Genomic DNA, 13,172 nt, shown 5'->3' on the forward strand with positions numbered 1-13,172 from the left:
TAAAAGAAATAAGCATTTTCCCGTGACGAAATAGAGAAAAAGACAAGGAATTCGAATGATAAAAATGTTGGTGTGTGACTTTGACGGTACGCTTGATGGAGGCTCATCTCACGGTGTTAACCAGCTATTTGATTACCTCACAGAACAACCTGATATTCGCTTTATCATCGCGACAGGAAGAACATTACCTTCGATTCGAATGGGTTTAGAATCGGATAACTACCCGAAGCCACACAGTATTATTAGCGATGTGGGCACCAAAATTCATCATGTTCATTCCCAAAAACCAGACCATGTTTGGCATAACCAACTGGAAGCTTCTTGGAACAAATCAAGGGTAGAGACGGCTCTCGCCCCCCTTGATTTTATGGGTGAGCGCATAGAAAACCATCAAGGCGATTACAAGATCACCTTTGAAGGAAAGCTTTCAGAGCCTCAACACGAACTGATTGAATCTAGCTTGGAGATGCACGGATTAGATGTTCACCTGACTTACTCTCATGATTGGTACTTAGATATCACACCAAAAGGCGTTAACAAGGCGACTGCGATTCACCACCTACTCGAACAACACGATTTGAGCGTTGCAGAAGTGTGCGTCGCAGGTGACTCAGCTAACGACACCTCAATGCTCACCATTGAAGGCGTAAACTCGATACTGGTTGCTAACCATTACCCAGAGGTTGCTCACCTATCGGATAGAGACAACGTATACACGAGTAGAGCAACACATGCTGAGGGTGTCTTAGAAGGCCTTAAATACTGGCAAGGGCGTGCAGCAGCGGGTAATTAGAAATAAGTAGAGGTGACCGACTGCTCCCTACTTGCTATCCTTATTTCCAACCGGGAAGCCAATGATCCTTGTCGGTGAGATCCCGCCAGTTGATGTCTTCCTCTCGTTTGGTCATCACCGCTTCTATCAAACAACGAATAACCTCCCCTTCTTCAAACTCTACCTCTGTGACCATAAAGTGTTTTTCTTTCTTTACAGGGCTAACGGCCGTCCATTTACTGCGAAGTAGTTTCTTTGGATTGATTCGATTCATGAGTTTATTTCTCGCTTAGATGTCATTGATTATTATGGATTGTCTAGCCGACACTGAGTAATAGTCTTCGTCGCAAGAAAAGGATCAAAAAAAGCCAGCGATTAGGCTGGCTTCATTCAGTTAGCTATTACTTGTTAAAGATTAGCCGTTTTTAGGTGGATCAAATGCCGTGAGTTCTAATACTGGACCTGTGTATTTTTCAATCTTCACAAGCGCAGAGTTTGCAGCACAGCCATTCGCCAAACGAGAAGTCGGGATATCTAACGTAAGCACGTTACAGCCACCGTTTTTACATAGGCCTGTCTCTTTATCTAAATCAGGCCAACCGCCTTCATGGATACATACAGAGCCTTGTTTGATGCCATCCGTCACTAATGCACCCACCAATACTTGTCCACGACCATTATGTGCACGAACCAAGTCACCCGTTTTAATGCCTCGAGCTTTCGCATCTTCAGGGTGAATTGAAATCGGCTCACGGTCTGCAATCGCATACTCTTCGCGGATCTTCGCGTAGTTGAACTGGCTATGCAGACGGTGCGCGGCGTGCGCTGTCATCAGTTGCAGTTCGCCATCTTTAGCGTTGCCTGTGTACTCTGTTGGTTCTAACCAAGTTGGGTGTGCAGGGCAATCATCTAGTTGGTAACCTTCAATGGTTCTTGAGAATATCTCGAACTTGCCACTTGGTGTACCTAGTGGGTTCATGATTGGGTTCTCACGAAAATCAGCGTAACGAACAAACTGTGCGTTCTTCTCGTTCCACTTCATCTCGATCAACTGATTATCTTCCCAGAACTTGCTGAAGTTAGGCATTACGATACGCTGACCACGACCACCTTGCTGTGCGGTTTTGTAGAAACCATACAGCCATTCCATCTCGGTCTTGCCTTCGGTGTACACATCACGACCACCCGGAGCAAGTAACTCAGACATGTCCGCAAATACATCGAAATCGTTACGAGCTTCACCTTGTGGCTCAACCACTTTCTTCATTGGCACTAAGTGTTGGTTACTGTAGTCACCCGTCATCGTCATATCATTACGTTCAAACGATGTAGTAATTGGCAGAACAATATCCGCGTGCTTAGCTGCTGCTGTCCAGTAAGGTTCTGAGATAACAATCAGCTCAGGCTTTTGCCAAGCTTTGATCAAGCGGTTGGTATCTTGGTGGTGAGTAAAGTTCGCACCGCCTGCCCACCAGATCATTTTGATCTCTGGGAACGTTAGGTTGTGACCATTGTGATGGTAGCTTGAACCCGGGTTTTCTAGCGCTTCAACAATACGCGCTACAGGGAATGCGTTCACAGATCCTGAAACAGCCCAATCGTTACCCGCCGAAGAACCACCGCCAAGTGACGCTGAAATCGCAGGAAGTACGCCTGCATCACGAGCAGGGTTACCACCGTTTGAGTAGTGGTAAGAAAGACCGAAACCACCACCAGGCAAGCCAACTTGACCTAGCATTGTCGCTAGCGTAACCAACATCCAGTGACGTTGTTCACCGTATTGTTGACGCTGCATACCCCAGCCAGACATCAGCATAGTACGGTTCTTACTGAAGATATCCGCAAGTAGCTCAAGCTGCTTCACTGGCACACCACAGATCTCAGACGCCCACTCAGCAGATTTTTCTACGCCGTCTTCCTTACCCATCAAGTAAGCTTCGAATACGTCGTAACCTGTTGTGTATTTACCCAAGAATTCTTTATCGTGCTTGCCCTGTTTCACTAACGTGTGTGCGATACCCATCATCATGGCTACGTCAGTCATTGGGTGAGGAGCAATCCACTCTGCGTTGTCACCAAAAAACTCGATAGTCTCAGAGCGCATTGGGTCAATCGCAATCACTGTCTTGCCCGACTTCTTCAACTGGTGGAAGAACTCAAGACCTGCACAGTCGGTTGAGCTCCAAGCGATCTTCAAGGTGTTAATTGGGTTTAGGCCCCAAAGTACCACCACATCACTGTGCTCAAGGATAACTGGGTAAGTCGTCTGCTGTTCATACACCTCAATCGAACCCACAACGTGCGGCATGATAACTTGCGCAGCACCTGTTGAGTAATCACCTAAGTGACCAGAGTAACCACCAGCCATGCTCATGTAACGTTGTAGAAGCGTTTGCGCTTTGTGCAGAACACCACTTGAACGCCAGCCATAAGAGCCTGCGAATACAGATTCCGCACCGTGCTCTTGACGAATACGTGAGTGTTGTTGGTGAATCAATTTGTACACTTCATCCCAAGAGATACGAACAAATTCATCACTACCACGTACACCTTCAGGTGCAGATGGGTTAGCCAAGTAGCCTTTACGAACCATAGGGTACTTAACACGCGCTTTGGTGTGTACTTGATCAGGGCCTGTGGTCTGCAGGCTATTTGGAACCGTTTGTGCCAGTGCATTCGTCGTCGACACTAACTTGCCATCTTTCACTTCACACAGCATTGGTCCCATACGACCTGATGTTAGAACACCAGAACCACGTTTGTCCGAAGCAATTGCGCTCATCGGCGTCAAAGATGTGAATGCCAACGCACCAGCTGTAATACCTGTGCCTTTCATAAATCCACGACGTGTCATATTAGTCATAATTTTATCCTTCTAATTCTCTTTAGTGACCAACAACGTCTTTCGCGTGGTTTTGGAAGTACTTAGTCAGCAGCTCAAGGTTTTGCTCAGAAATGTCTGTACGGTCGCCCATACTTTTCGCAACAGGCCCCCAAGCATTCACAGTGAAGTGGTTTGAAGGAATTTTCGCGTGACACGTTGCACAGTAAACGTTGTCCAACTCTTCTGCGTAAGACCAGATTGGGTCTAGTTTATCGACAACTGGAGAAGTGATATCACCCGTTAGCGCAACTGAACGCCACTCGTTACCATAAGCATCTGCTTTATAGTCACCAGTAGTCAGTGCTTCTTGACCTTTGTCTGTCAATGTCGCAACGATTGCACGTTGGCCTTCACCGAAGTAAAGCACTTGCTCTGCACCTTTCATTTGGAATGCATTCAAAGTCACAGTACGGTTGTCGCCTTCAGCCTTAACCACTTGCAGTTCTGCTGTTGGGTTTACACTGCCGAAGTCACCCATTGCGATATCGGTTACTGGGTAAACCACTTTCGCATCTGCTGGCGTGTTTTTCGTAAATGCGATCAGGGTATCGAACGCTTTGCTATCTAGCTGAGCTTCAGGAGCAAAATGTGCAACGCCTTTGTGACAATCGATACACGTTTGGTTATTTTCACGACCATAAGCATGCATTTTTGCTGCATCACGAGATTGCTCGAACTCTTCCATTGCATCGAATTCGTGACAAGAGCGACAAGTCGCTGAGTCATTCTCGCGGAATTGAGCCCAAACTGTCTCAGCCATCTCTTCACGGTGTGCTTCATATTTCTCAGGCGTGTCTATCTTACCTGAAATAAATTCGTGGTAGATGTCTTTGGACGCTCTTACTTTGGTGATCACGTAGTCAATCGGATCAGTTGGAATGTGGCAATCGGCACATTCAGCTCGAATGCCTTTTGCGTTACTGAAGTGTACAGAACCTTGGTATTCTTTGTGGGGTGCTTCCATTGTGTGGCAAGAAACACAAAACTCAGTGCTCGATGTATAGTGCATAACGGCTGCAGTTCCCCCTAAGGTTAACCAGCCAATACCTATACCAACCGCCGCTATTAGTGCGATATAACGTTTTTTTATTGTCATAATTCTTAATCATCTTCAACAATTGGTTACAATTAAGATCAGAATAGTACTTTAGGGGTAGATCAGTTTGATTTGGATCATAAATCGCATTCTGAGGAACAAAAATTGAACCTTTATGAGAACCCAAGGCCACTTCACGAAATTATTCCCCACCAGATACAATCACCCACCAAATAAGAAGCAGCGGTTAAATATTCATTATTGATTAATCCAACATCAACGAGACAAAACGGCTTTCTAAGTCAAAGAAGTAAATTGTAAATCTATTACAATATTGGCTATCTATTTTTCATAAACTCCTCACTCAATGAACCAAACAGAATTCCAACAAAAAATGGCGAGTTTCACCTCGATTGAACAAGCGCTTGATTACTTCGAAATTGGGTTTGATAGCAAGTTCATCAACCAAAATAGAGTCGAGCTTATGAAACGCTTTAATGGTTATCTGATCCTGTCAAAACCCGATGATTGGTTCTCAGGAAGAAGAGCGCTGAAAAACGCTTATTGTAAGGTTCAACGCAGCAAGTTAGATCGCCACACACGTTCAGCCTGTCGTGGGTGTACAACTTGTCAGCGTCGATAGATAGGAAGTACTGCTCAAAGTAGAGAACTAAAAAGTAGATAGTTGAAATAACATCTCATTACGATTTAGTTAGTGGTTTGCTCGAAAAAAAGTGTGCTAGTCTTACGGCAACTCAACTACGAGATAAAAACTACAATGAAAATTTTCAGCAATTTCGAAAGCGGCAACATTCACGTCGTTTCTGCAGATTCACCACAAAACATTCAACTGACGATCCCAGCAGACTACCAAACTGAAATCTCTCAGTGGTTTCACTTCCGCTTAGAAAGTGAAGCTCAACAATCTCACCACTTTGAAATCGGTCAATTGGCAACATCTGCCTACCCTGAAGGCTGGAAAGATTACGATGTAGTTGCATCGTATGACCGTGAAGAGTGGTTCCGTATCCCATCTCAGTTCGATGGCGATACATTAAGCTTCGATATCATCCCTGAACACGATTCAATGTACTTCGCGTACTTCGCGCCGTACTCATACGATCGTCACCAAGATCTTCTGCACAATGCTCAAACGCACCCTGCTTGTAAGCTTGAAACTCTAGGTCAGACGCTAGACAACAACGACATCACTTTGCTAACCATCGGCGAGCCAAGTGAAGAGAAGAAAAACATCTGGGTTATTGGTCGCCAACACCCTGGCGAGACGATGGCTGAATGGCTGATCGAAGGCCTGCTACAACGCCTACTTGATGAAACAGATACGGTTGGTCGCTCTCTTCTAGACAGCGTTGTGTTCAGAGTTGTACCAAACATGAACCCAGATGGCAGCATCCGCGGTCACCTGCGTACTAACGCGATTGGCGTAAACCTGAACCGCGAATGGCAATCACCTTCTATGGAACGCAGCCCAGAGGTATTCCTTGTTCGCGAGCGTATGCTGGAAACGGGCGTTGACCTGTGTCTAGATATTCACGGCGACGAAGCGATTCCATATAACTTTGTAGCAGGTAGCGAAGGCACACCTTCTTACAACGAGCGCATCGCGAAGCTAGAGAGCCACTTCAAGCAAGCACTGCTCACTATCACGCCAGAGTTCCAAGATGAATTTGGTTACGATAAAGACGAACCAGGCAAAGCAAACATGACAGTTGGCACAAACTGGATTGGTGAGCAATTCAAGTGTTTGGCTTACACCGTCGAGATGCCATTTAAAGATCACATCAGTCACGCTGACGAACTTTACGGCTGGTCTCCAGAACGAAGTGTCGCGTTTGGTCACGATATGCTAGCCGCAGTTTGGGCTACAGTAGACGAGCTATAAGGCGAACTAAGCTCATTAGCTTTACCTGTATCGCCTTTGGTTTATAAGAATCTGGGCTATAGATAGAACAAAGCCCAGCACTTGTGAAAGTGCTGGGCTTTTTAATATCGGCTTGGATGAGTGAATCTAACTTTAAAAGCTTTCTATGCCACTCTGAGGCTAGCAAAAAACACTGGGTATCTTTGCCTAATGTGGCGTTGTTCAGACACCATATCTTTGAAGCTCGGACCTTGTGATAACTGAACGATCACTTCGTCACCTTCTTGTCGCAATACAGCACCGCTAATATCGATACTGTTGTTGTCATGCAACCTCAAGGTGCCGGCCATTGAAAAGCCACGATAAACCGGAATGATGTTACGCATCATCAGGCGTACACCCTTTTCAGAAACTTCGCTGACATGAAAAAGCTCATCCTTAATTCGCATCACCGGACGAGCCTTTTGAGGGTACTTTAAGCGGTAATATTTGCGTTTCTGGGTGAATGAATCTTCACGCATTGGTGACTCCCTGTCTCTGTTATTTCGGTCAAGCAATAGGCTGTAGCTTCAATTGGTCTCAAATAAACACATTCACCAAATTGATAGCTAATAATTATATCGACTTCCCGAGCTAATGCTTTAGAGATTTATACAGAGAAACACTGATTGCTTAGCATTCAGTAAAAAATGAGAACTGAATCGGAAATGAAAACTAAGATGGAAACGAGAACTAAGCCGGAAATGAACTGAACCAATAGCTAAAAAACCAATTCTTCGCATCGCACCCTAAAGCTGAAACAATGCCAACTGAATGCTGAAGCCCACGAATAGAATCCCACACACAATGTTCATCATTTGCGAGGTGCGCTTTTGAACTAACAAGCGCTTAAAGGTATCCGCCATTAAGATCACAACTAAGAACCACATCGACACCACTGACGCTTGAATTGCACCAAGTATCAAACTGTCTGTCACAATCGCATCTGTTGAAACAAATTGAGGGAATATAGAAAGATAAAACAGGACAATTTTAGGATTCAGTAGATTAGTGAGAAGCCCTTTGAAAAATTGCTTATAAAGCTTACTTCCCGATGCACTGACCACAGAGAGCACGCCCTCTTGAGCGCGCAGCGCCGCACGAAAATGGTTATACCCAAGCCAGACAAGATACAAAACCCCAGCCCACTTTAGCCCTTCAAAGGCCATGGGAGTGTTCGACAGTAATAAGCTTATGCCGTTAGCCGAGATAAAGGCATGAAAAAAGAAACCACATGACACGCCCAACACGTTCACAAATGCGAACAGCTTCCTTTGAGTTAAGGCTGTGCTTAATACCAACAGCGCATTTGGGCCCGGGATAATGGCAATAAAAAACACGATAACGATAAACAGCCAGATACTGTCCCAACTCATTTCGATCTCATTTCATGAACATTTTTAGGGCGGACATTGTACGTCCATTCAGTGCCATTACAATATGATAAAAGCTTAATTATCGCGTATAGCTAACAGACATAATTCGCGCGTATAATGAATGTGTTTATCGTCTAACATACAAAACTGATTCTCTAACATTTGTAGCCCTGATAGACTCCACCTCCTTTTTGATACTTGGTTCATTTATGTCATTTGATAGCCTAACCCTTAACGCAAAAACCGTCTCCGCGCTCTCATCTCAATTCAATAAGCCGACAGAGATACAGCAAGCGGTAATTCCTACCATTATTGCGGGGAAAGACGTACTCGCATTGGCTCAAACGGGCAGCGGTAAAACATTGGCGTTCGGCTTACCTTTACTGAATAACATCAACCAAGATGTGAATGAACTGCAAGCACTGATCATTGTTCCAACCCGTGAACTTGCATCTCAAGTGACCAAATCTTTAGAACCGATCGCGACAACGCTCAATATCAAATTGGTAACGCTAACGGGCGGCGTAAATACTGATGATCAACAGCAACAATTATCGACTAAACCACAATTAGCCATCGCCACACCGGGCCGCCTACTTGCTTTAATCAAAAGTGATGAACTGGATATAGCTCGGTGTTCATCATTGGTTCTTGATGAAGCCGACCGCCTGATCGACATGGGATTTTGGCCAGATATTCAAGCGATTACTTCAGCACTACCGAGCAAACGTCAGTCACTGTTGTTCTCTGCGACACTTCCGCCCGAATTAGTAGGTCAGGCTGAAGAGCTTCTTTCAAATCCAGTTAAGGTCACGACACATCAAGAAAACAGCGTGGTCGCGGCTATTGAAGAAACCCTGTATTTAGTGAACAAAGGCAGTAAAGCTCAAGCGCTCATCGCACTACTCAATCAACACACATGGCCGCAAGTATTGGTATTTATTGGCGCAAAAGACAATGCCGATGCATTAACCAAACGATTGAATAAAGCCAAAATCAGTGTGAGTGCGTTACATGGAAATAAGAGCCAAGAAGAACGAGAGCAAGCATTAGAAAGTTTCAAAAATGGCGAGACTCGTGTGCTTATCGCGACAGACGTGATGGCTAGAGGCATTCATATTGATCAATTACCTGTCGTAATTAACTTCGAATTACCTTCTCACTCAGCAACTTACGTACACCGCGTTGGTCGTACAGCAAGAGCAGGAAGTACTGGCTGCGCGGTCTCTCTGGTTAGCCACAGCGAAACTGACTACCTCAATGCGATTCGCACCTTGACCAATAAGCCGTTAGTGCTGCAACCATTAGAGGGTTTCCCGGTTACCGACAAACCTGCATCTGAAACGACCGCTCGCAAGCGTCCACCTAAAGATAAAATGGCCAATCGAAGAACAGCTAAAAAGAAAAGCATTAAGCAATTTAAAAGCAAACCAAATAGCTCTAAGTAACCAGAAATAACTCTAAGTAACCAGAAATAGAATGGTCAGCTCAGTTTGTACTGGGCTTTTTTATATGCAACAAAATACAAATTCACACCCAAAAACTTCCCTAAAGTTGCCAACTTAAATGACACTTTTGTGAATTATGATGCCAACGTATTGATTCTTGGTTGCTCAAAAAAAATACTCTTAAATCACGTTGACGCCCCTATATCTAGCAACTAGATTTTTCTATTAGTGTCTACAACAGGAGGTCATTGAAATGAAACGTGCTAGCTCTACATATCGATTACAACTGATTAAGGAAGTGGCAACTCGCCGAGATCGTCAACGTTCCAATGACCCGATGGCAAACTACATACAAACCCTAATAGATAATAAAGATGATTGTGATACTTCGGTTGAACGCAACCAGAGGTTCAGTGGCAGTCATTTTGATGAGCACATAGGTGGTTGGGTAAGTGACCACTGGGGTAACAAGTAGGACAAAGAGAGTAATCCAACCAGCATAATCGCTGTAGAATTCGTCTCCGAATTAACCTATCATCTGCAACAATTCCCTATCCTAGAGTAAGCAGAAAGTGTCTGAGTTAAAAAGAGAAAAAGAAGTGATGGTTGCCTTCCAAGTGATACCTCGCGTTAAAGAAGGCAACAACTTCGAAGTGGTTGATAAAGCCATTGAAGTTGTGAAAGCTGCCGATGTGCCTTTCCAAGTCGGTGCGATGGAAACTACGATGAAAGGTGAACTCAACCAATTACTCGATATCGTTAAAAAAGCAGAACAAGCTTGCTACGATGCAGGGGCGGTAGAAGTGATCACAAACATTAAGATTCACAGTAAAACCACCGAGGCCGATGATACATTTTGCACGTACCATCGTGGTGTAACGAAAGCGAATCACATGTTTGTTTAATCACATTTTTGTTTCTGAAAACTGAGCTTTAAGAAAGGCTCTGAAGAACCAGTGGTGTTATTGGAAAGGCATGTCTGAGAGGTGAGAAAGGATTTCCATTCGTTCTTCTTCTGACATCGAATGCCAATCACGCGGAGTCTCTTCAGGGTCATCTTTTGCCCCGATCGGTTTTCGGTCAAGTGCTTTGACTGGCTCTTTTTTGATTTTTACGTTCTTTTTATTCATACCGACACCACTCCTTCAGGTACAAAGGTACCTACTTTAATATTACACCCCAACCATTATGTAAAGTAATAGTTACTTCGGAGTTAAATAAAATCTAAATACTTCCTCTTTAGCCAAAAAGATCTCTTTGGGGACTGGTATTTCCCTCTTCATCGACCTGCTTACCAATCAAGTTTTTTTGATTCATTATTTTTCTTCTATAGCGCTGACGACACAGCTTTATCACGTGCAATTGTTCTGACGGTGTCATCGACATCCAATTAAAGCGCTCTTCTCTCTTGCGCATACAACCGTTGCAATAGCCTTTGTCATCGCTTGAACAAACCCCAACGCAAGGGCTTGGAACTTGGAAAAACTCTAACTGCTCCACCATGCCTCCTTACACATTCAAAATTACGCTTACTCTCTCAAAAATAAGCGATTAATTTGTCGCCTGGCTCATGAAATCCATACTAAACTATGACCTTATACTGACACATATAGTGTTTTGTAAACTATACTTTGAACCCATCAAGTTACACTTATCCGGTAACTTCGTTCTTTCCTTTGGAGCCTTATAATATGAAGTTTAGTTCAAAAAAATTACTAGCAGTAGCCGCTTTACCTATGATGCTAGCAGCATGCACAACAACAGGTGACAACGCGATGCAAGTAACACCAACCGATCTACAGCACCATAATTGGGAACTTGCGCAAATTGATGGCAAGGACATTGTGAAAAGCGAAGACCAAGCAGCTCCTCGTCTAGAGATCGGCGAAAAGATGACTGCAAACGGCATGGCTGGTTGTAACAACTTCTTCGGTCAAGGCGAGCTGAAAGACGGTCAATTCCGTATCAAGCAAATGGGCATGACAATGAAAATGTGTCACGGCTCTGCGATGGAAATCGAACAATCGGTTTCTGCTACTCTAAGCGAGTGGAGCGACGTAACGCTAACAAACTATACGCTAGTACTGAAAAACGATGTACACACGCTAACGTACACAATTCGTGACTGGGTAAACTAATCCGTCATCGAAACCAAATACTGATTAAAGGAGCCTGATGGCTCCTTTTTTATTGTCAGCTTGCCCTCACTACTTCTTCAAAATTGACACTCATCGCCGACTTTTCGTACCAGCCTCCAATAAACCTCAAAAATCTCTCATTTAGATGCAATAAATTCAACGGTTCAGCGGTCTGTTGCTAGGATGGCAAAAGCCTAGAGTCTGTCGAGTTTTCGAGGTGATTACAGATCGAACAAAACTCAACCGAGAACTCCCTGCTTGTTCTCAAGTAATTGATTGAATTTACTGTTGAATTAGAATTTATTTCAGAAACAGATAGAATAACTATTAGGGCATGTTGATCTTTCGTTAACCACGAAGGGTCAACACGCCCTAGGTCGTTTGAAAATACAATGCTCTTGCCCGTTCACTACCAAATGGAAAAGTTTATGAACAATATAGTAAGTACGTTAGGAATCATGGCAACCGTTGCATACAGCGCAACCATTTATGCTGATGAAGCAACATCCATCGACAGCTGGAACCAAATAGAACAGCAGGCAGAGGGAGAAACTGTCTACTTTCACGCTTGGGGCGGAAGCCAAGAGATCAATCGTTACCTACAGTGGGCAGGCAAGAAATTACAAAGTGACTACGGTGTCACGTTAAAGCATGTGAAAGTGACCGATATTGCGGAAACCACCACTCGACTGCTTGCTGAAAAAGCGGCAGGAAAGAACAGTGAAGGCAGCGTCGATATCGTCTGGATTAATGGCGAGAACTTCCGTTCGATGAAAGACAACGCGCTATTGTTTGGGCCATTTACGGAATCACTTCCAAATTGGCAGTATGTCGATAAGTCTCTGCCAATTGATGTCGATTTCTCAGAGCCGACAGAAGGCTTAGAAGCACCGTGGGGCGTGGGACAACTGGTGTTCATTCATGACCAAGAAACACTTCACAACCCGCCACAATCATTCTCTGAGATGTTAAGCTACGCTCAGGCTTTCCCGAACCGCTTAAGCTACCCTCGCCCACCAGAGTTTCATGGCACGAGCTTCATTAAGTCACTACTGATTGAACTAACAAACAATAACCCTGCGCTGGCTCAGCCGGTTTCAGAAGACAACTTCCAAGAAGTAACGGCACCACTGTGGGCTTACTTAGATAAATTCCATAAAGTGGCGTGGCGCGGTGGAAAGCAGTTCCCAGCAGGCACATCGGAAAGCATCCAACTTCTGGATGACGGACAGATCGATCTCGCGATTACGTTTAATCCAAACTCTGTTTATTCAGCACAAGCCAGTGGTCGCTTAGCCGAAACCACTAAGGCTTATGCTCTAGAAAGCGGCGCTCTATCTAACATTCACTTCCTTGCGATTCCTTGGAACGCCAATGCAACCGCGGGTGCTCAAGTGACCATTAACTTCTTACTGAGCCCTGAAGCACAGTCTCGCAAGGGGGACCTCAATGTTTGGGGCGATCCTTCGGTTCTGAGCAGCAAGTACCTCACTGGCAGCGCTAAAAACACCCAGCAATTTAAATCGGTTGATGAACCACACCCTAGCTGGCAAAACGCGCTCGAGAAAGAGTGGCTTAAGCGATACGGTAACTAGTC

The 13,172-nt window shown here is 44.6% G+C and carries 15 protein-coding genes; 8 read left to right on the forward strand and 7 right to left on the reverse strand.

Going from position 1 to position 13,172, the window contains the following annotated elements; translation table 11 throughout:
- Positions 1 to 55 precede the first annotated feature (55 nt).
- Positions 56 to 793, forward strand: coding sequence for an HAD-IIB family hydrolase (locus AB4133_RS02390; RefSeq protein WP_017068049.1), 738 nt, complete (start codon positions 56 to 58; stop codon positions 791 to 793).
- A 40-nt stretch (positions 794 to 833) separates the two neighbouring features.
- On the opposite strand, the gene AB4133_RS02395 is transcribed toward AB4133_RS02390, so the two are convergent.
- The 3 genes from AB4133_RS02395 to AB4133_RS02405 all read right to left on the reverse strand — a co-directional run bounded on the left by AB4133_RS02395 (position 834) and on the right by AB4133_RS02405 (position 4,752).
- Complete coding sequence (locus AB4133_RS02395; RefSeq protein WP_017068050.1) at positions 834 to 1,046, reverse strand: TIGR02450 family Trp-rich protein; 213 nt, start codon at positions 1,044 to 1,046, stop codon at positions 834 to 836.
- Positions 1,047 to 1,187: 141 nt separating this feature from the next.
- Positions 1,188 to 3,635, reverse strand: coding sequence for a molybdopterin guanine dinucleotide-containing S/N-oxide reductase (locus tag AB4133_RS02400; RefSeq protein ID WP_017071931.1), 2,448 nt, complete (start codon positions 3,633 to 3,635; stop codon positions 1,188 to 1,190).
- A gap of 22 nt (positions 3,636 to 3,657) precedes the next feature.
- The gene (locus AB4133_RS02405; RefSeq protein WP_017060332.1) at positions 3,658 to 4,752 is read right to left on the reverse strand and encodes a NapC/NirT family cytochrome c; all 1,095 of its coding nucleotides are present in this window, start codon (positions 4,750 to 4,752) and stop codon (positions 3,658 to 3,660) included.
- A 307-nt stretch (positions 4,753 to 5,059) separates the two neighbouring features.
- Here AB4133_RS02405 and AB4133_RS02410 point away from each other — a divergent pair, with 307 nt between their 5' ends.
- Both AB4133_RS02410 and AB4133_RS02415 read left to right on the forward strand, forming a co-directional pair.
- Positions 5,060 to 5,335, forward strand: a complete 276-nt coding sequence (locus AB4133_RS02410) for a nitrogenase-stabilizing/protective protein NifW (RefSeq protein ID WP_017060331.1) — start codon at positions 5,060 to 5,062, stop codon at positions 5,333 to 5,335.
- A gap of 135 nt (positions 5,336 to 5,470) precedes the next feature.
- Positions 5,471 to 6,595, forward strand: a complete 1,125-nt coding sequence (locus tag AB4133_RS02415; protein ID WP_017060330.1) for a M14-type cytosolic carboxypeptidase — start codon at positions 5,471 to 5,473, stop codon at positions 6,593 to 6,595.
- A 143-nt stretch (positions 6,596 to 6,738) separates the two neighbouring features.
- On the opposite strand, the gene AB4133_RS02420 is transcribed toward AB4133_RS02415, so the two are convergent.
- Both AB4133_RS02420 and AB4133_RS02425 read right to left on the reverse strand, forming a co-directional pair.
- A complete protein-coding gene (locus AB4133_RS02420) occupies positions 6,739 to 7,095 on the reverse strand; it encodes a hypothetical protein (RefSeq protein ID WP_017060329.1) in 357 nt (118 codons plus the stop codon).
- 267 nt (positions 7,096 to 7,362) lie between these two features.
- Entirely contained in the window at positions 7,363 to 7,989 is a 627-nt protein-coding gene (locus tag AB4133_RS02425; RefSeq protein ID WP_017060328.1) for a LysE family translocator, read from the reverse strand.
- Positions 7,990 to 8,198: 209 nt separating this feature from the next.
- Between AB4133_RS02425 and AB4133_RS02430 the strand changes: the two genes are divergently transcribed.
- The 3 genes from AB4133_RS02430 (at position 8,199) to AB4133_RS02440 (ending at position 10,342) form a co-directional block, all read left to right on the forward strand.
- On the forward strand, positions 8,199 to 9,437 hold the full coding sequence (locus tag AB4133_RS02430; protein ID WP_017071932.1) for a DEAD/DEAH box helicase: 1,239 nt from the start codon (positions 8,199 to 8,201) through the stop codon (positions 9,435 to 9,437).
- A gap of 253 nt (positions 9,438 to 9,690) precedes the next feature.
- A complete protein-coding gene (locus AB4133_RS02435; RefSeq protein WP_017057116.1) occupies positions 9,691 to 9,912 on the forward strand; it encodes a hypothetical protein in 222 nt (73 codons plus the stop codon).
- A 127-nt stretch (positions 9,913 to 10,039) separates the two neighbouring features.
- Entirely contained in the window at positions 10,040 to 10,342 is a 303-nt protein-coding gene (locus AB4133_RS02440; protein WP_017065764.1) for a thiamine-binding protein, read from the forward strand.
- A gap of 57 nt (positions 10,343 to 10,399) precedes the next feature.
- Here AB4133_RS02440 and AB4133_RS02445 read toward each other — a convergent pair whose 3' ends face one another.
- Together AB4133_RS02445 and AB4133_RS02450 are read right to left on the reverse strand one after the other, a co-directional pair.
- Positions 10,400 to 10,567, reverse strand: a complete 168-nt coding sequence (locus AB4133_RS02445; protein WP_017060325.1) for a hypothetical protein — start codon at positions 10,565 to 10,567, stop codon at positions 10,400 to 10,402.
- 109 nt (positions 10,568 to 10,676) lie between these two features.
- Entirely contained in the window at positions 10,677 to 10,940 is a 264-nt protein-coding gene (locus AB4133_RS02450; protein WP_017060324.1) for a DUF1289 domain-containing protein, read from the reverse strand.
- A 188-nt stretch (positions 10,941 to 11,128) separates the two neighbouring features.
- Between AB4133_RS02450 and AB4133_RS02455 the strand changes: the two genes are divergently transcribed.
- Both AB4133_RS02455 and AB4133_RS02460 read left to right on the forward strand, forming a co-directional pair.
- Entirely contained in the window at positions 11,129 to 11,575 is a 447-nt protein-coding gene (locus tag AB4133_RS02455; protein ID WP_372223895.1) for an META domain-containing protein, read from the forward strand.
- Positions 11,576 to 12,003: 428 nt separating this feature from the next.
- Positions 12,004 to 13,170, forward strand: coding sequence for an ABC transporter substrate-binding protein (locus tag AB4133_RS02460; protein WP_017068055.1), 1,167 nt, complete (start codon positions 12,004 to 12,006; stop codon positions 13,168 to 13,170).
- Positions 13,171 to 13,172 lie beyond the last annotated feature (2 nt).

The organism is Vibrio sp. 10N.286.52.F8 (assembly GCF_041468745.1).
Classification (GTDB): domain Bacteria; phylum Pseudomonadota; class Gammaproteobacteria; order Enterobacterales; family Vibrionaceae; genus Vibrio; species Vibrio crassostreae_C.

What these genes read in the sequence shown, in the direction of transcription:
- AB4133_RS02390 (WP_017068049.1), top strand. Translation starts at nt 56, where the DNA reads ATGATAAAAATGTTGGTGTGTGACTTTGACGGTACGCTTGATGGAGGC.
- AB4133_RS02460 (WP_017068055.1), top strand. Translation starts at nt 12,004, where the DNA reads ATGAACAATATAGTAAGTACGTTAGGAATCATGGCAACCGTTGCATAC.
- AB4133_RS02430 (WP_017071932.1), top strand. Translation starts at nt 8,199, where the DNA reads ATGTCATTTGATAGCCTAACCCTTAACGCAAAAACCGTCTCCGCGCTC.
- AB4133_RS02415 (WP_017060330.1), top strand. Translation starts at nt 5,471, where the DNA reads ATGAAAATTTTCAGCAATTTCGAAAGCGGCAACATTCACGTCGTTTCT.
- AB4133_RS02455 (WP_372223895.1), top strand. Translation starts at nt 11,129, where the DNA reads ATGAAGTTTAGTTCAAAAAAATTACTAGCAGTAGCCGCTTTACCTATG.
- AB4133_RS02395 (WP_017068050.1), bottom strand. Translation starts at nt 1,046, where the DNA reads ATGAATCGAATCAATCCAAAGAAACTACTTCGCAGTAAATGGACGGCC.
- AB4133_RS02435 (WP_017057116.1), top strand. Translation starts at nt 9,691, where the DNA reads ATGAAACGTGCTAGCTCTACATATCGATTACAACTGATTAAGGAAGTG.
- AB4133_RS02450 (WP_017060324.1), bottom strand. Translation starts at nt 10,940, where the DNA reads ATGGTGGAGCAGTTAGAGTTTTTCCAAGTTCCAAGCCCTTGCGTTGGG.
- AB4133_RS02445 (WP_017060325.1), bottom strand. Translation starts at nt 10,567, where the DNA reads ATGAATAAAAAGAACGTAAAAATCAAAAAAGAGCCAGTCAAAGCACTT.
- AB4133_RS02400 (WP_017071931.1), bottom strand. Translation starts at nt 3,635, where the DNA reads ATGACTAATATGACACGTCGTGGATTTATGAAAGGCACAGGTATTACA.
- AB4133_RS02425 (WP_017060328.1), bottom strand. Translation starts at nt 7,989, where the DNA reads ATGAGTTGGGACAGTATCTGGCTGTTTATCGTTATCGTGTTTTTTATT.
- AB4133_RS02405 (WP_017060332.1), bottom strand. Translation starts at nt 4,752, where the DNA reads ATGACAATAAAAAAACGTTATATCGCACTAATAGCGGCGGTTGGTATA.
- AB4133_RS02420 (WP_017060329.1), bottom strand. Translation starts at nt 7,095, where the DNA reads ATGCGTGAAGATTCATTCACCCAGAAACGCAAATATTACCGCTTAAAG.
- AB4133_RS02410 (WP_017060331.1), top strand. Translation starts at nt 5,060, where the DNA reads ATGAACCAAACAGAATTCCAACAAAAAATGGCGAGTTTCACCTCGATT.
- AB4133_RS02440 (WP_017065764.1), top strand. Translation starts at nt 10,040, where the DNA reads ATGGTTGCCTTCCAAGTGATACCTCGCGTTAAAGAAGGCAACAACTTC.